The following is a 25681-nucleotide window of genomic DNA, read 5'->3' as shown; positions in this document are numbered from 1 at the left end:
TTATTGCACGTGTGTAAATCGCTTCAGAATTGCCAGTTGAGGCTCAGCCCCACACCCTGGGTTTTCTCCCGGCCACCCAATTGGCCGTTGTAATCGAGGTTGACCCGCGTGACCGGGCTCAGCGCCAAGCTGGCCTGCACGCCCACCAGCGCGGCGTCGCGCAGCAAGGGCGAACTGCGCACGGCGAATGAAGGCCCGCCGGCAACAAACGCCAGGTGTTCTTCGGATTCAATGGCGGTGAGGCTGTGCTGCCACCCCAGCGAGCCAGAAAGCTGCAGCTGTTGGTGATCATTGAGGGCAACGGTTTTCAGTGCGCGCATGCCAAGCGTGCTGAGCACGGCGTCCCGGCGATCGCTACCACGCTCCAGCGCCGCAGCAGCGCCTTTTTCATGGAACGCCTCACTGTCCAGGTGCACATATGCCAGGTTGGCAAACGGCTCCAGTGCCAAGGGTTGCAGGTGTATCCGGTAGGCCGCTTCGGTGAAGAGTTGCGCCGTGTGCGCATCCAGCTTGGCGTTCTGTTTACCGCTGACAGCGCCGTAGTGCAGATCACGCTTTACATCACCGCGATGCCAGCTGTAGGCGCCACCGGCACTGACGCGCCAATCGCCCAGCTCGCGCCCGGCATACGCGCCGAGGTGATAACTGTCGATGGACGCCGAGGAGTGTGTACCGCTGCCCATGTTCAATGAGCTATCGCTGTAACCGGCGACCAGCCCCACGCGAGTCTGCTCGTCCAGCGCACCCTCCACGCCGCCCAGCAAACCACCGAGGGACGTGGTTGAACCCGCCGTCTCACTGCGGCTGTCGGCCTTGCCCCAGGCGCCAAGTGCCTTGAGCCACAGGTTGCTTTCAGCGTTGACCGGCACATGGCGCAAACGCTCGCCCACGGCGTCACGTAGCGACTGGCTGTCGTTGATCAGCATGGCGCCAATCGCCGGGTAGATCTCCCCGGACAGTTGCTGCAAGCCTTGTTGCGCGACCGCAATGGAATCCGACTGCAGCACGCTTTCATATACGGGGTTGCCCGCGCCCAATTGCTCGGCGGCAGCGGCTACGTTGCGTTGGTTGCGGGTCGCCGCCACGCTGGCGAAGGTGGCGTCATTGCGGACCACGTCCAACTGCACGCCGTCGGTGGCGTAAGCGAGGGTGCCCCCGAGGAACAGATAGTCGGGCAACACCTGGCCAAATTGGCCCTGGATACCCCCCACCGCCTGCAGGATGGTGTACTGGCGGCCGATCAGGCTTTGCGCCTGCGCGCCGCTAAGCAGGGTCGGGCTATTTTCCAGAGCCAGGGTGACGTTGCCGCCGCCCAGGATTGCCCTGCCGCCGGCGACGATACGGTCGCTGTCGGTGGGCGTGAGTTCCACCGCATAGGTCGAACCTGCCCCCAGGTTCACGTCACCCGCCACCTGCAAGGTGCCCACGGAGTTGCCCGGTGCTACGCGGCCACCCGGGTGAACCGACAGCGCGGCAATCCGCCCGGAGCCGCCCAGTGTGCCGCTGTCGTTGACCGTCACCGCAGAGGTCAGCGAGCCGTTGACTGCCAGCAACCCGCCGTTGACGGTGGTCGCCCCGCGATAGGTGCTGTCGCCGCTGAGTACCAGCGTACCCGCGCCGGACTTGATCAGGCTGCCTTCATAGATCCGCGTCGCGGCCGCTTGATCGCGTGCCGTGCCGACAGCGTAGTCCGTTTGGTCCTGCTGGCTGGCATTGGCGCCCACGCCGTTTTGCCAGCCCTTGTCGATCAGGGTCTGCTGCCAAGCGCTGTGCTCGGTGGCGTCCTCGGCCTGGCGCCGCAGCAAGGCCTGGTCGGAGATGCCGTTGCTCCATACATCGCCCTGCCCGGCCGCGAGGCTGACGTTCATAGGCCCGAGTAACTGCCCCGGGCCGTGCATCGCCCGTCCCAGGTCCGGCACACCCCAACCTACGGTGGTCGTGGGCGCCTGGGTGAGGGAACCATCGAGCTGCGTGGCGGTGGTCAACAACACCTGCAACGCCTGCTCGTTGGTCATATAGGGGTAGCGCTCCATCACCAGCGCCAACGCGCCGGTAGCATGGGGCGCCGACATCGAAGTGCCGGATTTGACGCCATAACCGCCGTCGGGGATGGTGCTGTTGATCAACGCACCGGGGGTGGAAATGCACCAGTATTTGGCAATGCCACACTGGTTGTATTTCTGGTTGTTGGCCTTGTCCAGGCCCGACACCGCCAGCCAGTGTCCTTCCAATTCCGGCTGGAAATACGGCAACGCCGAGCGCACGCTGGCGTTCGCGTAACCACTGTTGCCGGCGCTGAAGACGTTGATGACACCGGCTTTGGCCACGTCCGCCGCCGCATCCAGCCAGGTGCCCTGGTTGTAGTGCTGGGCGTAGGCCGCATGCAGGTCAGCGAGAGTGCGGTAACTGACATCCTTGGGTTGGCTGCCCCAGCTGTTGTTGATTGCCCGCACACCGGAATCCACCAGGGCGCTGTACACCGCCTTGAAGTATTTGGGATCGGGCGTCGGGCCAAACAGGAAGCTGTCGTTGGCGTTGGTATTGCCCACGTAGAGTTGTGCGTTGTACGCCACGCCGTGCATGCCCACGCCGTCGCGGGCTGCGCCCATCGTGCCGGTAACATGGGTACCGTGAGAATCATTGTTAGGGTTAAGCGCACCGGTGGTGCTGAAGGCGCTGCCATCGACGTAACTGCCGCTGGCGCTGACGGCGTGATAACGATCCCTGGAGGCCTCCGGATGGTTGGGATCGAAGCCTGAGTCCAGTGCGCCGATCTTTACCCCGCTGCCGGTAATGCCGGCAGCGTAAGCTTCATCCGCCTTCATGCGTCCCAACCCCCAGTCGCTCTGGAACTCGCTGGAACGCCAACTGGCGGCGTTCCCTGGCTGGCCGCTCTCGGTGTAGGCCGCTTGCGCCGCAACGGACAACAGCAGCAAGGAGGTGGCGGTAAACGGTTTGAAACGCGGCGAATCGGTGATCATAGAAACCATCCTTATTGTTGTTATAGAGGCCTACTTCATGGGGCCGAAGGCCTCATCGACTTTTGCCAGGTCGGTGTCCCGCAGGTTGCCGGCGTAGTAATGCAATTTGGTCCAGGCCATCAGGTAGTCATACCGTGCCTGTGCCAGGTCGCGGCGGGTGCTGTAGAGCTGCTGCTCGGCGTTCAACGCATCCAGGTTGACCCGCTCGCCGCCGAGGATGCTTTGCTGGGTCGACACCACCAGCGCTTCGGCAGACACCAGTGCCTTTTGATACGCACGCAACTTGCTCACCCCCGACAGGCACGCGCTGAACTGCCGACGCAGTTCGATCAGGGTTTCGCGGGTCTTGCCCTCCAGTTCGTACTCGGCCTGCTCCATGGCGCGGCTGGCCTGGCGCGTGGACGCGGAGATACCGCCACCGGCATACAGCGGCAGGCTGACTTCGACGCCGATGGTGTTGGTGTCATAGCGCTGGTTGTAGGTGTTGCCGCTGTCGGACTCCTGTTGTCGCGAGCTGGCATAGGCCGTGACCTTGGGCAAATGCCCGGCGCGATTGCGCTCAACTTCATAACGCGCCACTTCCAGAGCCTGGCGCTGGGAGGCCAGCGTGGGGTTGTTGCTGATCGCCAGCTCATGCCAGGTGTCATAGTTGGCCGGCGTCAGGGTGAACGCGGCAAACCCCTGGTTCAGCGGGGCCAGGTCATGGATGTTGACGCTCTGCACGCCGATCAAGGCGCCCAGTTCCCGCAGGGACGCATCCTGTTCGTCCAAGGCTTGGATCTCTTCGACGGTGGCCAATTCGTAGCGTGATTCGGCTTCCAGAATGTCCGTGCGAGTCCCCTCGCCTTGCTGGAACAAATGCTGGTTCTGCTGGAATTGCTGTTCGAACGCCTTCTTCTTGGCACGCGCGATGTCGATCTGGTCCTGGGCGAACAACGCCTGGGTGTAATACGTCAGCACCCGCACCAGCAGCGCCTGGCTCTTGTCGCGAAAGCTTTCATCGGCGAACAATGCCTGGGCCACGCCCTTGCGGTAATTGGCATAGGCCTCGTAGTCGAACAGCGGCTGTTGCAGGCTGAAGGTAGAGCCGTAGCTGTTGTAGTTGCGGTCGTCGTGGTAATTGCCACCTCGCCCGTCCGGCAAGGTCGCTTGGGAATTGTTGCGGCCCTTGTTGTAGTTGTACGAGAGCCTCGGCAATAGCCCGGCGCGGCCGATGGCGCGGTTTTCCAGACCGGCGTCGCGCTCCTTGATGGCGCCAAGGAACACGGGATCGTTACGCAAGGCCTGCTCATAGACATCGAACGGGCCCATGGCGGCCTGGGCACTCGCGCTGGTCAACAGCAAGGCGATAAACATGTGCTTCATGCCTACTCCTCGGTCAACGCGGAGCCGGCACGGTCGAGCAGCGGCTTGAACAGGTAATTGAGCAACGAGCGCTCGCCGGTGCGCACGAACATCTCGGCGGGCATGCCCGGCTTGATCACCAGCCCGTGGAGTTTTTCCAGGGCCGCTTCGCTGACCGTGGTGCGCAGCACGTAATAGGGCGCGCCGGTTTTTTCGTCGAGCATCTGGTCAGCGGAAATCAGGCTGACCTCCCCCGGCACACGCGGTGTGCGGCTCTGGTTGAAGGCGGTGAACAGGATGTCGACCGGCAGGTGGGTGCCAACCTTGTCGACCAAATGCACCGGCAAGTGCCCTTCCACCTCCAGGCGCGTGTCCTGGGGCACGATTTCCAGCAGGGTTTCACCGGCACGCACCACGGCGCCTTCGGTGTGCACGCTGAGATTGACCGCGATGCCATCTGCCGGCGCGTTGATTTCGCTGTGCTGCAGGTCGAACCCCGCCGAGGTAAGTTGCTGCTCCAGGGTCAGGCTACGCAGTTGCGAATCGGCCAACTGGCTGCGCACCTCCTTTTGGTATTCCTCACTGTGCTGCTGCAGTTTCAACCGCGATTCGAGAATGCCCTGCTCTACCCGGCCACTTTCGCCGGTGTTCTGCGCCAGGTCCTGTTGCACCTGAGACAACTGCCGCTGGTAGTCCATCAGCCGATTGCGCGGGATGTAGCCATTGTCGGCCAAGGGTTGCAGATTGCTCAGTTGATCGCGCAGGGATTGGGCCTGGGCGGTCAGGTCGCTGCGGGCACGGCGCATGCCGTTCAACTGTGCGGTGGCGCCGTCGATATTGGCGCGGATACCGGCCTGCTCCCGGGCAAAGGCTTCGCGACGGCTGCTGAACAATTGACGCTGACCTTCCAGCACCAGCGCCAGGGCGGGGTCGGGATTGGCGCTCAGTTCAGGCGGAAAGAGGATGCTGGCCCGGTTGTCGCGCTCGCTCTGCCAGCGTGCCACGCTGGCCCAGGCCATGCGGTACTGGGCTTGCAGGGACTGCACATCGGCCTGGTGCTGAGTCTGGTCGAGACGAAACAGCGGCTGGCCTTGCTTCACCCGTTCGCCCTCCTTCACCAAAATCCGGCTGACCACGCCGGGGCTCAGGGTTTGCACCGCCTTGCGCTTGCCCGATACCACTACGGTGCCCTGCACCGGAATCCCCTGGTCCAACGGCGCCAGGCTGGCCCACAGGAAAAAACCGCCAGCCCCGACCACCGTCAGCAGCCAGCCCATACGCGCGAAGAAGTTCGCGTCGCGTTGTTCAAAAGTGATGCTGCTCATGCGCCTGGATTCCTTCCGGCCTGGTACTGACGACTGAAACTCACGCCCGGTTTCTCTCTAGGCGGCTCCTGCTGGCCGGACAACGCCCGCAGCACTTCCTGACTCGGCCCGAATGCCTGCAAATGCCCCTCGCTGAGCACCAGCAGCTTGTCGGCCTGGGCCAGCGCGGACGAGCGATGGGTGACCAGCACCACGCTGCTGCCCTGGGCTTTCATCTGCACAATGGCGCTGGCCAGGGCCGCTTCGCCGACGGTATCGAGGTTGGAGTTGGGCTCGTCCAGCACGATCAGGCGCGGCCCGCCGTACAGGGCGCGCGCTAACGCCACCCGTTGTTTCTGACCGCCCGACAGGCCGCCGCCGTTGTCGCCCAGCACCGTGTCGTAGCCTTGAGGTAAACGCAGGATCAGTTCATGCACGCCGGCCTGCTGCGCGGCACGTACCACGGATTCAGGATCAGCCTGGCGAAAACGCGCGATGTTGTCGGCAATGCTGCCGCTGAACAGTTCGATGTCCTGGGGCAGGTAGCCGATGTGGGGGCCGAGGTCGTCGCGGTCCCAGCGGTGAATGTCCGCACCATCCAGGCGCACGGTGCCCGCCAGGGTCGGCCATACCCCCACCAACACACGGGCCAGGGTCGATTTGCCGGAGCCCGATGCCCCCAGAACCCCGAGCACTTCACCGGCGACCAGGTTGAAACTGACTTGATGCAAGGTCGCCACACGCCGGCCGGGCGGGCCCGCGCTGACCTGTTCGAAACTGACCTGACCTTTGGGCGCCGGCAGCTTCATCTGCTCCACTTCCGGCGGAAATTCGCGCAACAGATCATCCAGCCGCTGGTAGGCCAGCTTGGCCGAACTCCATTGCTTCCACACCGCAATCAACTGGTCGATGGGGCTGAGCACTCGCCCCATCAGAATGGAACCGGCGATCATCATCCCGGCGGTCATATCGCCCTTGATCACCAGCAATGCCCCCAAGCCCAGCACCAGCGATTGCAGGCACAGGCGCAGGCATTTGCTCAGCGAGGTCACGACTGAGCCGGTATCACTGGCTTGGTTCTGCAAGCCGAGAAACTGCGAATGCACTGCAAACCAACGTTGGCGCAGCGCACCGAGCATGCCCATGGCCTGGATGGTTTCGGCATTGTGCAAGTGGCTGGTGGCCAATTGCGTGGATTGCTGGGAATAACCACTGGCCTCGCCCAACGGCTTTTTGGTCAGGTATTCATTCAGGCACGCCAGGCCGATCAACAGCACTGCGCCCGCGGTGGCCAGCACGCCCAGCCATACGTTGAACAGGAAGATCACAAACAGGTAGAGGGGAAACCACGGCGCATCGAAAAACGCGAACAGCGCCGGTCCCGTGATGAATTGGCGGATATGGGTCAAATCGCCAAGGGATTGCCCGGCATGTCCCTGCCCACGTTGCAGGTTGCGCTCAAACGCGGCCTTGTACACACGCAGGTTGAAACGCCGCTCCAACTGGCTGCCGATACGGATAACGATAAAACTGCGGATCGCCTCAAGCGTGCCAATAAACGCAAAGAACCCCACGACCATCAGTGTCAACATCACCAGGGTGGTTTCATTCTGGGAGGACAGCACGCGGTCATACACTTGCAGCATATAAATCGACGGCACCAGCATCAGCAGGTTAATCAATGCCGTAAAACAGCCAACACTGATCAAAATACGTTTGTATTCACCCAGCGCCTTGAATAACGGCGCGACGGCATGGGACTTCGCCATGTTTTCTGATCTTCCCTGAAACAAATTGCGCGCAATAGTTGCCCCAGCCCCACATAACGGAGCGGCCAACTAATATATTCAAGTTATAAGCTTATAACGGCAACTAAGGTGCGCGTTGCAATACAACTTCAAGACCGGTGGGTGTGCGACCGGTATATTCACCCTCTTTCTGCCGATTGAGGTGAGTAATACCGCTGCCTTCGGCGTTCATCAGCCAGATGCCATCCGGCGTCGGCGACCAGGTCAAGGGTTTATCACCGAGCCACTGCGCCACACAGGCCACATCGCCAGCCAAGGCATTCGCTTGCTCCAGCAGGTCCAGCGCACACACCTGATCGTGTTGATGCAATTGCCAGTGGCCCGCCAATTGGGCGGTGGTGGGTAATACAAGACTGCTCGCCATTGCGTGGGCTCCTGCCGACACGAACATCACCTGCAATACGCCGGTGATCATTTTGAAAAAACGCTGCATGTTCACGCTCCATCGGTAAAGCGCGGCGCCGAAGCGCCGCGCCCGTGCATCACGCCACGATGTCGCTGACCGCAGCCTGGCCGACGGTGGTGACGAGGAAGTCCGCCACGCCGTGACCGGAGAAGTCCACTGCCAAGGTGCCCAGGTTGGTGCCTGCGGCGTAGGTCAGCACAGCGTCGCCGGCATGCCCGGTGAAGGCATTGACGAAGGTCAGGCCTGCGCCCTTGGTGATGCCGGACAGGTCGATCTTGTCGGAACCGGAGGCAAAGTCAAAGATCTTGTCCGCCGCCCCAGGCTTGGAGTCGGAACTGGCACCGAACACAAAGGTGTCACTGCCCGCGCCGCCCCACAGCTGGTCCGCTCCGCCGCCGCCGTAGATGAGGTCGTTGCCGGCCCCGCCTTTGATCACGTTGGCCGCGTTGTTACCAATGATCAAGTCATTGCCGGCGCCGCCGAAAGCGTTCTCGATGGTCACGCCCTTGGCGATGGACACGTTGCCCACCAGGCCGCCCACGTCGGAGAACGACGCTTCATTGAGGTTGATCTTCTGGTTCTGGGTGAAGCCGGAGAAGTCCAGGGTGTCGTTGCCGCCACCGTCCCACACCGAGAACACCAGCTTGTCGGCGTTCGACGTTGCGCTAAGGAAATCACGCCCGGTGTTGGAGTTGAACCCGTAGGTGGTGTCGCTGGCACGGGTGCTGTAGTTGGCGCCGTAGAGCTTCTGGATCGCCGCAATGTCGTCGATCAGCGGGCCGGAGGCGTAAGCTTCGACGCCGCCTTTGCTGAAGTTCTGATTGGTATTGCTCTCGCTCCAGTAGCTCATCAGGCTGTAGCCACGCGTGTCCTGTCCATAGGTCGCGTCGTTGTAGGTCGGGTTGCCATTCCCGGCGTTGTAGTCGCCAGGGTGAGCCAGGCCCAGGGTGTGGCCGATTTCGTGGGTGAGGGTCTGCCGGCCGTAGTTGTTCAGGTCCGGGGTCTTGTTCGGCGTGTAGCTGTTGTTGGTCAGGTACCACGACGTGCCATCGTAGCCTGCGCCGGTGCCGGGCAGGTAGGCGAAGGCCGCTGCGCCGTCCTGGCCGCTGCTGTAGTTGCCGAAGGTCATGTGCCCGTCACCGCCGCTGGCTTTCTCGGTGAAGGTGACCTTGGCTACGTCCGCCCAGGATTGCATGGCCAGTACGGCCTGTGCTTTCTGCTGTGCGTTGAACTGGCTGAAGCCCGAGATGCCATGTTTGTTCATGGTGCTCGAAGAGGCCGAGGTCAGGAAGGTGTAGGTCAGGTCGATCTTGCCGTTGCCGTCAAAGTCCCGGTACGCGGCGCCGTCGCGCAGCAGCTGGGTGGCTGCCTGATCAACGGTGTAGGAGGGTTTGCCATTGACCGTGAGGTTGCCGCCACGGTCGTACAGATGGCTGAAGCTATCGATTTGCGAGTAAGCGGTGCTGGCTTGCGCCGCCGATACGATAGCCTTGTCTTTTACTTTTGACATAAACGTACTTCCTTGTGTGCAAGTGCATCAGTCTTTTTTCGATAGGAACCTCGCGGGCGAGATCGTCCTATCACTCGCCTCTTTTGAAGGCGTAAGAAAACTGACACAACTTGAAATCTTTCGTCTACATCTTTTCCAGCGGCAAAACCTGACTCATCATCAACCCAAATAAAGTTCCGCGCCGTGTTTGCTGGGTTAACTTGGGTTTGCCCGCCGAAAACCCACCTCCACTTATTTAAATATTAAATAGCACTAACGCCGCTCAACTAGAGCGGCGCTGTTAATTGTGGATCCAATATATTGGCAGGGTGTCATTGGCAACATTAAACAGCCACTACTTGAATTAATAACTTAAGGTGCCCCCGATTACCGGGACACACTCCACCCCGTCTTGTGCAAGGCCGCCAACAGCGTTTCACCCTCCAGTCCGGGCACCAGGACACCTTGATCGGTGAGCATGTCCTCTCCGGCCAAGATCGCATTGATGATGGACTCTTCCACCGCCTCCGCCGCAGCGCTGAACAGCGGCGAAATATGGTCGTTATTGACCATCTGCAACGCGCTGCTGAAAGGCAGGCCCTTGCGCCCGTAATCCGCCGCCGGCAAATCGCGGTTACCGGTGGCAAAGGCCAGGAACAGATCGCCGCTGGAATCCTCGGTACCGCCGCCGGTACGTGCAATGCCGATGGACGCGCGTTGCGCCAGGCGCTGGCATTGGTGCGGCAACAACGGCGCGTCGGTAGCAAGGATCACCACGATCGAGCCCATGCCTGGCGTACCCTGTTCGGCAAAGGGCGACGCAATCTCCATCAACCGGCGCCCCACCGGATAGCCATCCACCCGCAGTTCCTGGCGCTTGCCATGGTTGGCCTGCACCAGCACGCCGACGGTCCAACCGCCCTGCTCTGCCGGCAAGCATCGCGAAGCCGTGCCAATGCCGCCTTTGAACTCATGGCAGATCATGCCGGTTCCGCCGCCGACTGCGCCTTCCTGCACCGGACCGGTTTCGGCGTTGTCCACGGCTTCACGCACATGCTCGGGGCCGACGTGCTGACCCCAGATGTCATTGAGCAGACCGTCATAGGTTTCCATCACCACCGGCATGCACCAGTACACCGCCGGGTCCGCCACGCGTTCGCGCTCCAGGGCGATCAGGCTGTCGCGCACAACGCCAATGCTGTGGGTGTTGGTGATGGCCAGCGGCGTGGTCAACAGCCCTGCTTCGTTGATCCACTCAAGGCCGGTGGCATCACCATTGCCATTGAGCACGTGATAGCCGGCAAAGCACGGTTGCTGGCGCGCCTCGCCAGCGCGCGGTTGGATCACACTGACGCCGGTACGCACGTGCTTGCCATCGACAAGCGTCTTGATCGTGCTGTGGCCGACCCGGATTCCCGGCACATCGGTGATGGCGTTCCACTCACCGGGCGTGCCCAGTCCCAACGTGATGCCCAATTGACGTGCGCGCATAACCACTCCTTACAATTTCTGGAAGACCGGACTCAACCGGCCACTGATGCAATACAGAATCACCGACAGGGCCAGCAAGCCGACAATGATCATGATGTCGCGGATCGAGGCCGCCGCCACCAAGGTGACCAATAGATAGCCCGCGCCCAGTACCGCGACCAACGCCGGCAGGGGCCACAGCGGCATGCGATAGGGATGCTCGCGATCACGCAGCAGCACCCGGCTCATCAACGCACTCAACGCCACCACCAGGTACACCAGCATGATCAGCAAGACGCTGAACGAGGTCAGGTCGGCCAGGTTGGAGCTGAAACTGAGCAGCGCCGAAGGAATCGCCAGGAACAGCGTAGCCAACCACGGCGAATCCCAGCGCGGGTGAATGCGAGTGAACAGTTTGTTGATGCTCGGCGTCCACAGCGCATCGCGGCCGCTGCTGAACACTACGCGGCCGATCTGGATCACGATGGCGACGATGGCATTGAACACCGACAGGAAGATCCCGGCGCTGACCAACCGCGAGAGGGTTTCATTGCCGTGGCTGGTCAACAGATAGCCGATAGGGTCCGGGCTGCTGATCATTTCACTGAGCGACGGCGCGCCGATCAACAACGCGGTGATGGGCACCAGTTCGATGATCACCACCAGCCCCAGGGACCACAGCACCGCCTTGTGCACGCCTTTGCCGCCGCACTTCATGTCCTCGGCAAGCAACACCGCCGGACCATAGCCATTGTAGGAAAACAGACCGATGCCCACCGCGCCGATCACCAGGGCCCAGGGCGCCAGGTGCAGCACGCCGTTTTCGACGATCTGCGGCTGGAACAGCACGCTGGCCGGTTGCACCGGGTTGCCGAAACCGATCACCACGATCACCAGCAGCGCCGCCACTTCAAGCAGCAGGCAGGTGCCGGTGATCCAGGCATTCAGCTTGATATTGAGGATGCCCAGGGCGTAGCTGCACACCACGATCACCAGCGCCACGGTTTGCGAGTCAAACTTCGTGCCCAGCGCGTTGTTCAGGTAAGTCGCGGCTCCCGTGGCGAGTACCGGCGGGATAAACAGCAACATCACCAGCACGGTCAGGAACGTCGCATAACCCGCCATGCCACCAAACACGCGCTTGGCGTACACATACTCGCCCCCGGCGCTGTTGTGTGCACGGCCCAGCTCGGCGTAGCAAAAGGCAAACATCAAGGCAAGCAGACCGGCCATCACGAACGCCAGGAACACCCCGCTACCCGCCTGCTGGATGGCAAAGGGCGCAATCACAAACACGGAACTGGCCGGCGTCACCGCCGATACGGTAATGGCGACTACATCGAAGACACTCAAGGTGGGTTTCAGCACGCCATCGGGCGTGGGGGAAGTGCTCATATCGTTATCCTCTGTCGTTGTTCTTGGTGTGAGGCAGAAACGAAAAGTCTGATGAGTCACGGGCTATGTTTCCCGCTGAATGATGGCGACGATAAACGCGACGTTCATATCAGCCAATTCCCCTATTGGCGTACTCCCCTTGACGCCACCCGGCAAAAGCCGAACCCTTGGCCGATGTTTTGTGGGTGGGAGCCTGTCACATGAGCCTGTTTCGCGAAGTCGGCATGCACGCCGGCCTGGGCCGCACCGTCGCGCACATCGGCACCGAGCGCTTCTGGAAACAGCTGGTGTTGTTGCTGCATCAGTGCCTGCCCTTCGATAACGCCCTGGCGATCTTCTACCCATTGGAGGGGCCGCCCCAGGCCCTCGAAGAATACGACGCCCAGCCCAGCAGCAAACCAGCGTCGATGCTGGTGTACCTCAATGGCTTGTATTTGCTCGACCCCTTTTTCCAGGCCTGCCGTGAGGGGTATGCCAGCGGTGTGTATCGCCTGGAGGAAGTGGCGCCGGACCACTTTCGCCAGAGTGAATACTTCCTCAATTACTTCCACGACAACGTGCTGGAAGACGAGGTGCAGTTCATTCTGCAATTGCCGGGTGCGGGGACCTTATCGCTGTCGCTGGGCATGCAGCGACGCTTCAGCCTTGAAGAGACCGGGCTGATGACCACCGTGGCGGCCTGGGTACTGCCGTTGATGCAGCAGCACTGGCAGCAAAGCACCCAGCGAGCGCCGGCGATGGACAGCCAGATCAGGGATGCATTGAGTCAGTTTGGCTGCGGCGTGCTATCGGAGCGCGAATTGGAAATCGCCCGCCTGGTGCTGCGCGGGTTCTCGTCCAAGGCCATGGCTGAGCGCCTGAACATCTCGCCGGATACGGTGAAGGTGCACCGTCGGCATTTGTACGCGAAGCTGGATATCTCATCACAGCCGGAGCTGTTTTCGTTATTTATCCAGTCGTTGGGGCATGACCTGGAAAACCCCTGAGCCCGAGGTTGTACTCGGTTTAAATGTGGAAGCGGGCTTGCCCGCGAATGCGGTACACCAGTCGCCAGATCTATTGATCTGACATTCCGTATTCGCGGGCAAGCCCGCTCCCACAGGGGGGCGGGCGTGGCACTTACTTACCGGTGCGAATGGTGTTCCATACCCGCGTGCGCACCCGGTCGATATTCAGCGGCATGGCTTCCAGCGCGAACAGCTTGCCCATCATCTCGGGGCTCGGGTAGATCTTGGTGTCGGCCTTGATCGCCGGGTCCACCAGGCTGTCGGCGGCTTGGTTGCCGTTGGCGTAATGCACGTAGTTGGTGATGCTGGCCATCACTTGCGGGCGCAACAGGTAGTTCATGAACGCATAGCCAGCTTTCTCGTTGGGCGCATCGGCGGGCATGGCGACCATGTCGAACCAGATCGCGGCGCCTTCCTTGGGAATGTTGTAGCCGATGTTCACGCCGTTCTTGGCTTCTTTGGCACGGCTTTCAGCCTGCAGGATGTCGCCGGAGAACCCAACCGCCACGCAGATATCGCCGTTTGCCAGGTCCGCGGTGTATTTCGAGGAATGGAAGTACGCCACATAAGGCCTGACTTTCATCAGCAGGTCTTCCGCTTTCTTGTAGTCCTCGGGCTTCTTGCTGTGGTGCGGCAAGCCCAGGTAGTTGAGCGCGGCCGGCAGCAGCTCCGGGCCGTTATCCAGAATCGCCACCCCGCATTTCTGCAGCTTGGCCATGTTCTCCGGCTTGAAGATCAAGTCCCAGGAATCGACCGGCGCGTTGTCACCCAAGACCGCCTTGACCTTATCGATGTTGTAGCCGATGCCGGTGCTGCCCCACAGGTACGGGAAGCCATGGGCATTGCCCGGATCGTTGTTTTCCAGGGCCTTGAGCAGCACCGGGTTGAGGTTCTTCCAGTTGGGCAACTGGCTCTTGTCGAGCTTCTTCAACGCGCCGCCCTGGATCTGCCGGGCCATGAAATGGTTGGACGGGAACACCACGTCGTAGCCGGATTGACCGGTCATCAACTTGCCGTCCAGGGTTTCATTGCTGTCGTACACATCGTAGGTGAAACCGATGCCGGTTTCTTTCTGGAAGTTCTTGGTGGTGTCCGGCGCAATGTAGTCCGACCAGTTGTAGATTTTCACCGTCTCGGCGGCCTGGCCGATAGAGGCCACCAACATCAAGGGCAACAGGGCAATGGCTTTCATGGTTCGATTTCCTGGCGGTTTTAGGGCTGTTGTTATGGCAGGCGATCAAGGATCAAAGCGTTACAGAATCAACACGTAGGTCTTGCGCACGGTCTCCTGGATATCCCAGATACCAGTGCTGTTGGCCGGCAACATCAGTGCATCACCGGCTTCTATGTGGACGACTTCACCGTTGTCAGGGGTAAAGGTGCAGCGGCCCTGGATAAAGTGGCAAAACTCCTGGGATTTGATCTGTCGACGCCAGACGCCTGGGGTGCATTCCCAGATGCCGGTCTCGACACCGTCGTTGCGCTCGACGCTCAGGGTCGAGGCCACGGCGATGGGCTCACCCAGGGGCACGGCGACGGGCGACGAGTCCGGCAGGTGGGCGTTCAGCGTGTCTTTGAATTGAGTGATGCTCATGGGTTTTCCCGTGTAAGTGAAACGACTTAGTGCATGAAACCTTCCATGAACCCGGCCACGCCGGTCGCCAGCTTGCGGCGCCAAGGGGCGGTATTGGGGTTGGCCAACACCTGGTCTTCATGGACGAAACTGCGAATGATCGCGTTGTAGCCCAACCAGCGGCAGGGTTCGGGTTCCCAGGGCTTGAGTGCGTCCAGGCCACGTTCGCGGATCACCCAGGGTTGATGGATCAGCGCAGTGTCGCGGCCCAGGATCAGGTCGGCCAGGGTGCGGCCACCCAGGTTGGTGGCGCCGACGCCCTCGCCGCCATACCCGCCCGAGAGCGCGATGCCGGTTTTGTGGTCGCACAGCATGTGCGGTCGGAAATTGCGCGACATGCCCAGGTTGCCGCCCCAGGAATGGGTAATGTTCACGTGCTTGAGCTGTGGGAAAAGCTCACCGAACAGGTAGCGACGCAGCTCGACCTCGCTGTCAGTCAGATCGAAGTCGTGGCGCAGCTTCCCGGCAAACTGGTAACCGCCACGGGCGCCGAACACCAGGCGGTTGTCCGCCGTACGCTGGCCATAGGTAACCTGGCGGCTGCTTTCGCCAAAGGCTTGGCCATGGCTCAGGCCGATTGCCTCCCAGGTACTGGCCGGCAACGGCTCGGTGGCGACGATCAAGCTTTGCACCGGCAGTTGGTAACGGCCCAAAAGCGGCAAGGTGTTGGCATAGCCCTCCACTGCCGGCACCACCCAGGCAGCACGAACACTGGCCTTGGCCGTGCGCACACTGCCCGACTGCCAGTGCGTGGCCGGGCTGTTTTCGTAGATCGTCACGCCCATGCGCTCGACCACCCGCGCCAGCCCGCGCACCAGCTTGGCGGGGTTGATAGTCGCTACGTGCGGCGCATAGATACCGCCATAAGGCTTGGCGATGCGAATCTGTTCGGCCAGTTGTGGCGGACTGAGCCAGCGATAGTCGGCTTCGGTCAGGCCCTGGGCGTAGAGCTTGTCCAAGTAGCGACGCAGGCTGACTTCCTGCTCAGGGTAACGCGCGGCGCAGTAAAGGGCGCCGCCCTTGCGGTAGTCGCAGTCGATGCCTTCACGCGCCAGCACCTGGGCCACTTCATCGGGGATGGCATGCAGCAGGTCAAACGAGGCGCGGCGTTGTTCTGGCCTCAGGCCGGCCAACAGGCGGTCTTCACCCAGCACGTTACCCATCAACCAGCCACCGTTACGTCCGGAGGCACCAAAGCCTGCGGTCTGGGCTTCGATGATCGCGATGTTCAGTTCGGGCGCCTGGCGTTTCAGGTAGTACGCGGTCCACAGCCCGGTATAGCCGGCGCCGATAATGGCCACGTTGACGTCCAGGTCATGTTCCAGCGACGGCCGCGCGTGCAGCGGCTCGTCCAACTGGTCCATCCATAAGCTGATGTTGCGCCATGCCGGCATGCCGGGATCCCCTACCTCGTTTCGATAGGTTGGATCCTAGAGCGCGGTGTCAGGGGCTGTCTTGCGCGCGTGCACGCAGGGAAATTTGTTTGACGTAGGCCTTGGGCGACTGGCCAGTGTGCTGGCGGAACGCGCTGTAGAACGCCGACAGCGAGTTGAAACCCGCGGCGAATGCCAGGTCGTCGACCTTTATCGGCGGGACGGCCTTGTCCAGCGCCGCCAGCAAGTGCTGGAGCCTAGCCTGGTTGACGTAGCGATAGAAGCTTTGCCCCAGCACCTGGTTCAGCAGGTAGGAAATCTGATTGCGGCTGTAGCCACATTCCTTTGAAACCCGCTGCAGGTCCAGTTCCGGGTCCAGGTAGGGTTGTTTGTGCTGGAAGTACTGCTGCAGGTCATTGGCCATGTGCCCCAACTGCTGGGGCGACAAGCCCAGGCGGCTGACCGAAGGCCGCGCGGCCTGGGCGGGCTGCTCATGCACCAGGGACGCGTATTCATTGACCCGCCAGATCAGCCCGTCACGTACCGTGATGGCTTCGCTGGTGCGGAATGACACCAGCCCGTGGCCGCCACGCAAGGTGATGCGGTACTGGATGAACGCGGTGTCGCCATCGGCGCGGATGCGATCACTGTGCTCGATCGCTTCGTCGGCCTCGCGCGGCATGCTGGCTTGCAGGTATTCACGCAACTCGGCGTAACCGACGACACGGTTCTGGAAAAAGTCGTGGTACTGGATGTCCGGATGGTAGTAGGACATTACGCCCTCCAGGTCCCGATGGCGCCAACACAGGTGGTGGCGTAGCACCAGCTCGCGTGTGGCGTGGGATTGCTGGGAATCATCGTCTGGAGCGATGTCAGGCATGGAGGGCTCTGCGGCGGGTAAACCGTGAAGATTGCCGAATTTTGCCGGAGTCTTCAATGGCCAGTGGGCTCTTCTGACTAATGGCCTATTGCCCAACCTCAAGCAGGACATGACCTGTATCAACCTAACGCAAAACAACCGCCAGACGGGGCCGAAAAAGTCACCTTGCGATTGCGAGCGGATGCTATTTTGAATGCTTGAACGCCATGACCAGTGAAGGTCATGGCCCCCCTGCCACGAGCTAAAGGAAGCGCTCTATGAACAAGGTGGGCAACATGAACAAAGTGACGTTCCCCAACGCCTGCCAGTTGATGCGCTGGCATTTCCATCCAATGGGCTTTGAGGGCAGCATGGACGCGCCCGGCAGCATGATCGTTCGATTGTTCAACCGCGCCAGCGGCGAGACGCTGATCGCCATCGCCGGCATCCCCTGCGCCACAGTAATGAATGCCGCCGATGTGGAACGCATCATCGAAGCGGTGGAGGATGAGCTGGAGTCGTTTGTGCCGCCGCAATCCCTGCGGGCCTGATTCGCAAGCCCGCTCACAGGCTAGCTGCGGTGCACCCTCAGTTGCGTTGATCATCGAAGAAGGCTTTTTTGCCATCCACCCGCTCCGACGCCTTGGGCACATTCACTGCCTGGCCTTCGGGCTTTTCCACGTACCAATAGCAATGGCTCACGGCGCGGGTGATGCCCACATAGGCCAGGCGCAGCACTTCGTCCTTTTGCGCATTGTCATAGGGCTCGCTGTCGCCAGCATTGCCCAGGCCCGCCATCCGGTATACCTGGTTTTTATACGGCGAGCTGGTGACATGCTGGCAATCCCCAAGCATAAACACCGCGTCCGCCTGCAGGCCCTTCGCACTGTGATAGGTCAATTGCTTCAGCCTGCGTGCCTGGGGCGGCAAGCTAGAATCCACATTAACTACAGAACTAATATGCTCTTCAATCAATGACTTATCGCTACTTTTTCGATAAAGCATCAAGATCGAATCGCCCTTCTGGTAATGCTCCGACAGCTGCCGACCCAATGCCGCGTCGTCCCGTTCCAGCACCTTGACCGGTACCAAGGCCTGGGGCGCGCCACTGGCCTTGGCTTTCTTGCCAGGAATCGCCGGTGCGGCGCGCACGATGTGCTCGGCCGCATCAATGATGTGTTGGTGACTGCGGTAGTTCTCGCCCAGCATCACGCGGGTAGTAGACGGCGACGGGAACTCCTTGTCGAAGGCCATGAAGTACTTGGGCGAACTGCCCCGCCAGCCATAGATCGACTGCCAGTCATCCCCCACACACAGCAACGATGAGCGCTGGGCGCCGCGCCCGATATGAATCGCAGGGCCACGGCTGCGGATCTCGCGCAGGCTGGCGCGGATCCACGAGACAATCTGCGGCGAAACGTCCTGGAATTCGTCGATCATCAGGTGCGACAGCGGCCGCAGCAGCGGATCACTGAGCAGCTTGAGGTTTTCCGGGGTGTTTTCGCCGAACAGCGAGAACATCCGGTTATAGGTCATGATCGGTGGCGATTGGTCCAGCAGGTGATCTTCCAAGGCCTTCCAGAAGATGCTCAAGGCTTCAAAGAAGAAGCGGTCCGGGTCATCCTTGGCAAAGCTCATCTGCCCGACAGCGGTGGGTACGTCCAGGCCGAGGTTCTCGATAAATCCGGCGGCCGCGACGAAACTGTCCAGCAGCGGCGCTGACGCCAACTCGCCTTTGACCTTGTAATCAAAGCCGGGGCCGGCCATGGCGTCACCGGCCACACTGCTCAGCAAACGCCTTGATGATTCATAACTATCCAGCCATATCAATGGCTTATGACAGAAAGCTTGAAACAACGTGCGCTTTACCGCCCACTCTGCGCGCACCGAAAGCTTTGAGTGAGGTCGGCTGGTCTGTGGGTTTTCCCGTGAATCGAAGCCCAGCACCACCCAGGCATCCAGCTCAGGGATATAGCCATGGCAGTGGAACTGCGCGCCGTTGATTTCTATGGTCTGGCGGTTGGGTTCAATGCCCTTGATCGGCCACGCACCTGCACGGAACCACAGGTCCTCAATCACATCGCAGAGTTCTTCATCGCGCTTGGCGGCCAGCTCAGTGACAGCCACGCGTTTTTGCACATCCGGGTGATCGCGCTCCAACGCCTTTAGCTGCAGGCCGTGGCGCGCCAGCGGCGCAATCAGCTCACGGAACCGTGGGTGTTCCCTATGCAGCCGGTGATAGCAGGCATTCATCTGCTGGCGTTGGGCTTCGTTGATACGCAGGTCGAAGGGGTTGCTGTCGGCGTCTTCAAAACCCGAGTTCAGGTTTTCGAAGGCTTGCAGGCGCTCAAAGCCCGGGAGACTGCGCACCATGGGCAGAATGCGCGAGTGAAAGGTACGCACCACGGCTTGGGCTTCTTTCACACCCAGGGGTTGGCCCCACAGGTTGAGAATTTCCATGAGTTTGTTGATGAAGTCCTTGCGCGATTCACGGGTGAAGGTCACCACCGTCATTGAGCTCAGCTCAAAGCCCAGGTAATGGGTGAGCAGCAAAATGCGCAACACCAGCGACGTGGATTTGCCGGCACCGGCCCCGGCGATCACTGAGGTTGAAGGCGTTTCGCTGAAAATCATCTTCCATTGCGCCGCGCTGGGCTGGGCATGAGCCGGCAGCAATCGCGCAACGTCGGCCTTCATGCGTTTCTTCAGCTCGGCGGTAAGCGGCAGGCGCCAATCATCGAACAGACTGTCATCCACGCCCGGCGCTCGGTGTTCATCCGGGCGGAAGTCACGAATCAATAGCACCTGGCGACCTTCCTCGATGCCCTCGGCCTTACCTTCGCGGTAGCCATACTCCACGCCCGCCTCATGCCCGCTGCGAAAACCGTCGGCCTGCCCGTGCAACCAGGAGAACCGGTGCTGGGCGCGCAGACGCGTCAGACCATGGCCAAACAGGCGTGCAGCCAAGCGTTTGAATAGCGGCATTTCAGCCAAAGGGCGCAGTTCGGGAGGAAGATCAGGCTTTTGTTGCGACACGCGGACTCCTGCGATGAGCTGGGTTCAGACAAGTGCGCCATGGTCGCCGGAATCGACGCCGAGTTCCAGCCAATTGCTTTGCAGTCATGCAGTTAGGCGATGAACTGAAAGTCAAAACCCCAGCGACCAATCTAATTAGCCGATAGGAATAAGGCAGTTTTTACGCTTTTTATCGATTATGAGCTGCAGGATCATAGAGCCATTCACAGGAGACGATCATGCTTGAACTTCGACCTTTCAAATCCCTGGGCGGCGCCCACCACGGATGGCTTGACGCTCATCACCACTTCTCGTTTGCCGAGTACCACGACCCCGAGCGCATGCACTGGGGCAACCTGCGGGTATGGAACGATGACATTATCGCGCCGGGCACTGGCTTCGCGCAGCATCCGCACCGCGACATGGAAATCATCACCTACGTGCGTGAAGGCGCGATCAGCCATGCCGACAACCTCGGCAACAAGGGTCGCACCGAAGCCGGTGATGTACAGGTGATGAGCGCAGGCACCGGGATCGCCCACAGCGAGTACAACCTGGAAGACACGCCGACCCAGATTTTCCAGATCTGGATCATTCCGAACGAGGCCGGCTTACCGCCGTCTTGGGGTGCCAAGCCGTTTCCCAAGGGTGAACGCGAGGGCTTTGTGACGCTGGCCAGTGGCAAGGCCGGGGACAGCGAGAGCTTGCGCATTCGTGCGGATGCACGGCTGGTGGCGGCGAACCTGAGGGCTGGAGAAACTGCCGAATACCGGCTGGACAACGGGCGTCGGGCGTATCTGGTGCCGGCGACCGGACTCATTGAAGTCAATGGCTTGCGTGCACAAGCTCGAGATGGTGTGGCGGTTGAAGACGAGCAGGTGTTGCGAGTGACAGCGGTTGAAGACAGCGAAATTGTGTTGGTCGACCTCGCCTGACCCTGTTGGAGCTGGGGAACGTCGAGTGCTTGCCGACGTCCCCCAAGTTCCTACACAGGATCAGTTATTGGCTGATAGCACCGTCTACCAACACCTGCGCCTCTTCCACCAATTGCTTGAGGTGATCCTCACCGATAAAGCTCTCGGCGTAGATCTTGTAGATATCCTCGGTGCCGGATGGGCGCGCGGCGAACCAGCCGTTTTCGGTCATCACCTTCAACCCGCCGATCGCTTGGTCATTGCCCGGCGCATGGCTGAGGATCTGCTGGATGCTCTCCCCGGCCAATTCGGTAGACGTGACCTGGTCCGGCGACAACTTACCCAGCAGGGCTTTCTGCGCGGGAGTAGCCTTGGCATCCACACGAATCGCGAACGGTTCGCCCAGGGCGTCCGTCAGGCCGCGGTAGATCTGGCTCGGGTCCTGGCCTTTGCGCGAGGTCATTTCCGCGGCCAACAGCGCCGGGATCAAGCCGTCTTTGTCCGTGCTCCAGACCGTGCCGTCCTTGCGCAGGAACGAAGCACCGGCGCTTTCTTCGCCACCAAAGCCCAACGAACCGTCGAACAGGCCATCGGCAAACCACTTGAAGCCTACTGGCACTTCGTACAGACGACGGCCAATGCGGGCGGCAACGCGATCGATCAAGCCGCTGCTGACGACAGTCTTGCCCACGGCGGCGTCCGCGCGCCAGTCAGGACGGTTCTGGAACAGATAGTCGATGGACACCGCCAGGTAATTGTTCGGCGCCAACAGGCCGCCGGACGGGGTGACGATGCCGTGGCGATCGTGGTCCGGGTCGCAGGCGAAGGCAACGTCGAAACGCTCCTTGAGACCAATCAGGCCTTGCATGGCGTAGCTGGAGGACGGGTCCATGCGGATCTGGCCGTCCCAGTCAACACACATGAACCGGAAAGTCGCGTCGACCTCGGTATTCACCACCTCCAGGTTCAGCCGGTAGTGTTCGGCAATCGCCGACCAGTAGCGCACCCCTGCTCCGCCCAGCGGATCCACGCCCAGGCGCAGGTCGGCGCTACGAATGGCGTCCATGTCGATCACATTGACCAGATCAGCCACATAGGTGTTGAGGTAGTCATGACGATGGGTGGTGTCAGCCTTGAGGGCCTGGGCGTGGGTGATGCGTTTGACCCCGGCCAGTTTGTTGGCCAGCAACTCATTGGCCTTGGCTTCGATCCACTTGGTGACGTGGGTGTCGGCCGGGCCACCATTGGGCGGGTTGTACTTGTATCCGCCACTCTGCGGCGGGTTGTGCGACGGCGTGATGACGATGCCGTCGGCCAGGCCGCTGGTGCGGCCACGGTTGTAGCAGATGATCGCGTGGGAAATCGCCGGCGTCGGCGTGTACTCATCGTCCTCAGCCAGCATCACGTGCACGCCATTGGCGGCCAGCACTTCCAGCGCGCTGGCACCGGCAGGTGTCGACAGTGCGTGGGTGTCCAGCCCCACAAACAGCGGGCCGTTGATGCCTTGGGCTTCGCGGTACAGGCAGATAGCCTGGCTGATGGCGAGTACATGCCATTCGTTGAAGCTCAGTTCAAACGAGTTGCCACGGTGGCCGGAGGTACCGAACGCCACGCGTTGGGTGGAGATTGCTGCATCAGGCTGGCCAGTGTAGTAGGCCGTGACCAGTCGCGGGATATCCACCAGCAACTGGGCTGGCGCCGGCTTGCCCGCAAAAGGACTGATTGTCATGCATAAACCTCGGAAAGAAGGATTCGGGAAAAAAACGGCAGTTTACTGAGTGTTGGACTGCTTCGCGACGTTATCGATCCTACAACAGTCAAAGAAACTTCACGCAATCATCCCATCTGTGCCTGACGCAATGCTTCGCTTAGCGCCGCCAGGACGACATTCAGGTCCGGTTGCCCCTGAAAGGTGTGGCTCAGGCGCAAATGCTGCTGATGCAGGCCATTGACACTGAACAGTTCGCCGGGGGCAATCACCACTTGCTGGGAAAGCAGGCGCTGGAATACCTGGCGCATATCGACGGTTCTTATGGAGCGCAACCAGAACGCTGCGCCGGCAGCTGGCGCACGGTAGGTCATTTGGTCGCTCAGGTCCCGGTCCAGGCGCTCGCACATTTCGTCCGCCTGCAGGCGTAACTGCAGGCGCAGCCCACGCAGGTGCTGGTCGATCCGCCCGCTGTGATAAAGGCGCGCAATGGCGCGCTGACGGATCGGTGATAAACGAAAGGAGCGCAGCAGGAAATGGCGCTGCAATTCGTTGTTCATACGCCGAGACAGCAGATAGCCATAGGGCGCTTCCGAACCCAACACTTTCTCGAAGGAGGAAAACACCATCAATCGTTCAGGGTTCACCAGCTCGCGTAGTGCAGCCTGCGGCTCGTCGAAACCCAACTCGCCAAAGGTGTCGTTTTCCAGCAGCCAGCAACCGTATTGATCGAGCAATTGTGCAAGGGCCAGGCGATCTTGGGGTGGCATGGAAACCCCGGCCGGCAAGCTGACTCTTGATGACAGCAACACCAGACGCACCGACTCAGCGCTTAACAAGTGATCAAGGTTCACCAGATCCAGTCGCCCGTCCGGTGTCCAGGGAAGCTCGATAACACGCACCCCGGCATCCTGGAGCAGGCGCAGGACCAACCAATCGCAAGGCGATTCCACAATCACCGGCGCCCCCCTCAGGCCCAATACTTCGATGAGGATGTCCAATACACCGCGCAGGTCGGGACCGATGTAGACATCATCGGCCTGCCAGCAGCGGGTGGGCGACGACGTATAGCGCGCCGCCAACGCTGCGCGCAGCTCCCAGACACCGCAAGGCTGGGACCAGGGTTGCAAATACCGCGGATATTGGCGGACGAGTTCGCGCTCCAGACGCAACAGCGTGCCATCCAGCGAGGCCAGCAGCGCGGGTTCATCTCCGCTGAGCACCACCATGCCAGGGCGCCGCGCCGCTGCGTAGAGCCGATCAAGCGGATCACCGCTGGTGCCCGCCAGCGGATTTGCCGAGAGTGGCCAGGCGTAATAACCCGATTTAGCCACCGAATAAACCCTGCCCTCTTTTTCAAGCAACGAGTAGGCATACTGGACCGTCGAGATCGACACGTTCAAGCGTCCCGCCAATTGCCGCAGGGATGGCAGTTTTACTCGTGTATCGGTACTGACTTCGTTGATCAGGTTGATCATGTAGCGATAGACCGCCTGATACGCGAAATCCGCCTGTCGTTCGCCGCGCAGCGTCATCGCCCGGACGATTGACAGGCCTGCGCGCTGCCCTCTGCCATGGTGTCAGCACTGCGCAGTTTGCCACTTGAGTAGCCCAGCGCACGCTTGCGATAGAGGTGTTGCAACAAAGGCATCGGTAAACCGCTGGTATCGGTGACCCACTGTTGCAGCATGTCGGCAGACGGTTTGCCCTGCAGGGCTTTGTGCAGTTCAGGCAAGGCCACCAGCATGCCCGGATGGCATTGTCGCAAATAGCCTTCCAGCCGTTCACCATGATGGACAAAAGGTGAAAACAACAGGCAAATCAATTGCGTCTCGTCCAAGCCAAAGAACTGTTGAGCGTAGGTGCTCGACAGGCTGCGCCCTTCACTGCTCCTCACCTGCGCGAGCAACGCCTCGGGCATATGGCGTGCGGCCTGCCGGATAAACTCTTGCACGCCCTCTTGATAATCCAGGTCCCGTAGACATTGGGCCTGCAACCCACGCAGGTGCGCCATCAGCAGGGGATTGGAATAGGAAGGATGGCTGAAGTGAAAACCCTGCGGGTCAGGCGTGAAGGCCATGAACACGTTGAGCATGGGCGAAGATGGCAGGTCGACGTCGTCCAGCAAATCGGCAACACCAATGTAAGCCAAGTGACGATGGCCGTTCTTGCTGGGGTCGTCACTCACCCCATAGTGCTCTCCGTAGACGTCACCGTAATAAGCGGTACTCCATTCGTCCATGCGCGCGAACAGCCCGGTGAGCGACGACGGCCAAGTGTCCGAGATCGCGATACCCGCGCCGCGTGCTGTGTTCTTGAGCCAGGCAAGAAGCTGACTTTGTTTACGCGGGGAATCGCCACTGACCAGTGCATGGACCCCGCCATCCCAGGCAGTGACGCGTTGGTAGAAATCCCCAAGCGCCAAGTAGGTATCACTGCTTAATGTCGCACGGCAGTCACCGGCGCTCAGGTGGCCGATCATCAACATGTTGCGCTGGCTGATTTCTCGCCCAATCGTAGACGCAGGTCGCAAATGGTTGAAGGGTGTCACTTCCTGGTTGTCTACCATCAGCAGCTCAACCCTTGGATCATCATGCAGAAACAGGCGCCCATAGCCCTGATTGAGGTCGTCGAGCATGCCCTGGGTCATTCCCGCATGCCGCAATGTCGCGACCCGCAAGTGAAAGGTTCGCGGGGCTCGGCCGGCGATGGTCAATTGGGCAGCCCGCAGCAAGGCCAATGTGTAGCTACTCACTTTGCCGCCACCATGGGCCACCAGCACTTTGTAACCCCCCACTTGCTCCATGCCGCCTGCCGCCACCACGATTCGCTGGACCAATAACTGGAGTGCCGTTCGCTCTGCACGAGAAAAGTGCCCGATCAGGCGTTGTAGAACTTGCTGATAAACATACGTCATAGCTTGTTCGTGAATAGTGCTCATCATTCTATTACCTGAGTTTGGATATCAGTTTCAA

Annotated in this window: 19 protein-coding genes; 3 read left to right on the top strand and 16 right to left on the bottom strand. The window is 60.8% G+C overall.

Annotation, left to right across the window (positions count from 1 at the left end; translation table 11 throughout):
* Positions 1-23: 23 nt before the first annotated feature.
* From eprS to PF1751_RS13190, 8 genes are all read right to left on the bottom strand, one after another.
* Entirely contained in the window at positions 24-2981 is a 2958-nt protein-coding gene (eprS, locus tag PF1751_RS13225; protein WP_044287179.1) for an autotransporter serine peptidase EprS, read from the bottom strand.
* Positions 2982-3011: 30 nt separating this feature from the next.
* Positions 3012-4346 (bottom strand): TolC family outer membrane protein, encoded by a 1335-nt coding sequence (locus tag PF1751_RS13220; RefSeq protein ID WP_044287177.1) that lies wholly within the window; start codon positions 4344-4346, stop codon positions 3012-3014.
* A gap of 2 nt (positions 4347-4348) precedes the next feature.
* Positions 4349-5650 (bottom strand): HlyD family type I secretion periplasmic adaptor subunit, encoded by a 1302-nt coding sequence (locus PF1751_RS13215; RefSeq protein WP_010210522.1) that lies wholly within the window; start codon positions 5648-5650, stop codon positions 4349-4351.
* The gene (locus PF1751_RS13210) at positions 5647-7398 is read right to left on the bottom strand and encodes a type I secretion system permease/ATPase (RefSeq protein ID WP_044287176.1); all 1752 of its coding nucleotides are present in this window, start codon (positions 7396-7398) and stop codon (positions 5647-5649) included. The genes PF1751_RS13215 and PF1751_RS13210 overlap by 4 nt, the downstream gene beginning before the upstream one ends.
* A gap of 103 nt (positions 7399-7501) precedes the next feature.
* A complete protein-coding gene (locus PF1751_RS13205; RefSeq protein WP_010210526.1) occupies positions 7502-7870 on the bottom strand; it encodes an AprI/Inh family metalloprotease inhibitor in 369 nt (122 codons plus the stop codon).
* A 49-nt stretch (positions 7871-7919) separates the two neighbouring features.
* Positions 7920-9353: a serralysin family metalloprotease gene (locus PF1751_RS13200; protein WP_044287175.1), complete on the bottom strand. Its 1434-nt coding sequence runs from the start codon at positions 9351-9353 to the stop codon at positions 7920-7922.
* 366 nt (positions 9354-9719) lie between these two features.
* Entirely contained in the window at positions 9720-10823 is a 1104-nt protein-coding gene (locus tag PF1751_RS13195; RefSeq protein WP_044287174.1) for a DmpA family aminopeptidase, read from the bottom strand.
* Between the two features lie 9 nt (positions 10824-10832).
* Positions 10833-12197 (bottom strand): APC family permease, encoded by a 1365-nt coding sequence (locus tag PF1751_RS13190; RefSeq protein WP_044287173.1) that lies wholly within the window; start codon positions 12195-12197, stop codon positions 10833-10835.
* A 200-nt stretch (positions 12198-12397) separates the two neighbouring features.
* Here PF1751_RS13190 and PF1751_RS13185 point away from each other — a divergent pair, with 200 nt between their 5' ends.
* Positions 12398-13183, top strand: a complete 786-nt coding sequence (locus PF1751_RS13185; RefSeq protein WP_010210532.1) for a helix-turn-helix transcriptional regulator — start codon at positions 12398-12400, stop codon at positions 13181-13183.
* Between the two features lie 133 nt (positions 13184-13316).
* Here PF1751_RS13185 and PF1751_RS13180 read toward each other — a convergent pair whose 3' ends face one another.
* Genes PF1751_RS13180 through PF1751_RS13165 form a run of 4 tightly spaced genes read right to left on the bottom strand, consistent with a single transcriptional unit; the run spans position 13317 to position 17090 of the window.
* The gene (locus PF1751_RS13180) at positions 13317-14396 is read right to left on the bottom strand and encodes a polyamine ABC transporter substrate-binding protein (protein ID WP_044287172.1); all 1080 of its coding nucleotides are present in this window, start codon (positions 14394-14396) and stop codon (positions 13317-13319) included.
* Positions 14397-14456: 60 nt separating this feature from the next.
* Entirely contained in the window at positions 14457-14798 is a 342-nt protein-coding gene (locus PF1751_RS13175; RefSeq protein ID WP_010210534.1) for a cupin domain-containing protein, read from the bottom strand.
* A 26-nt stretch (positions 14799-14824) separates the two neighbouring features.
* A complete protein-coding gene (locus PF1751_RS13170) occupies positions 14825-16231 on the bottom strand; it encodes an NAD(P)/FAD-dependent oxidoreductase (RefSeq protein WP_044287171.1) in 1407 nt (468 codons plus the stop codon).
* A gap of 49 nt (positions 16232-16280) precedes the next feature.
* Positions 16281-17090, bottom strand: coding sequence for a helix-turn-helix transcriptional regulator (locus tag PF1751_RS13165; protein WP_010210536.1), 810 nt, complete (start codon positions 17088-17090; stop codon positions 16281-16283).
* A gap of 257 nt (positions 17091-17347) precedes the next feature.
* Between PF1751_RS13165 and PF1751_RS13160 the strand changes: the two genes are divergently transcribed.
* A complete protein-coding gene (locus tag PF1751_RS13160) occupies positions 17348-17620 on the top strand; it encodes a DUF1652 domain-containing protein (RefSeq protein ID WP_010210537.1) in 273 nt (90 codons plus the stop codon).
* Between the two features lie 37 nt (positions 17621-17657).
* Here the strand turns inward: PF1751_RS13160 and PF1751_RS13155 are convergent, their stop codons facing one another.
* A complete protein-coding gene (locus tag PF1751_RS13155; RefSeq protein ID WP_010210538.1) occupies positions 17658-20105 on the bottom strand; it encodes a UvrD-helicase domain-containing protein in 2448 nt (815 codons plus the stop codon).
* 218 nt (positions 20106-20323) lie between these two features.
* Here PF1751_RS13155 and PF1751_RS13150 point away from each other — a divergent pair, with 218 nt between their 5' ends.
* Complete coding sequence (locus PF1751_RS13150; RefSeq protein WP_010210541.1) at positions 20324-21019, top strand: pirin family protein; 696 nt, start codon at positions 20324-20326, stop codon at positions 21017-21019.
* A gap of 64 nt (positions 21020-21083) precedes the next feature.
* Here PF1751_RS13150 and pgm read toward each other — a convergent pair whose 3' ends face one another.
* The 3 genes from pgm to PF1751_RS13135 form a co-directional block, all read right to left on the bottom strand.
* Positions 21084-22727, bottom strand: a complete 1644-nt coding sequence (gene pgm, locus PF1751_RS13145) for a phosphoglucomutase (alpha-D-glucose-1,6-bisphosphate-dependent) (protein ID WP_044287170.1) — start codon at positions 22725-22727, stop codon at positions 21084-21086.
* Between the two features lie 107 nt (positions 22728-22834).
* Positions 22835-24241: an aminotransferase-like domain-containing protein gene (locus PF1751_RS13140; protein WP_010210543.1), complete on the bottom strand. Its 1407-nt coding sequence runs from the start codon at positions 24239-24241 to the stop codon at positions 22835-22837.
* The gene (locus PF1751_RS13135) at positions 24238-25647 is read right to left on the bottom strand and encodes a hypothetical protein (protein WP_044287169.1); all 1410 of its coding nucleotides are present in this window, start codon (positions 25645-25647) and stop codon (positions 24238-24240) included. The genes PF1751_RS13140 and PF1751_RS13135 overlap by 4 nt, the downstream gene beginning before the upstream one ends.
* Between the last annotated feature and the right edge of the window lie 34 nt (positions 25648-25681).

This window comes from Pseudomonas simiae (assembly GCF_000934565.1).
GTDB classification, from domain to species: Bacteria; Pseudomonadota; Gammaproteobacteria; order Pseudomonadales; family Pseudomonadaceae; genus Aquipseudomonas; species Aquipseudomonas simiae.
This window is presented reverse-complemented; position numbering and strand designations above follow the sequence as displayed.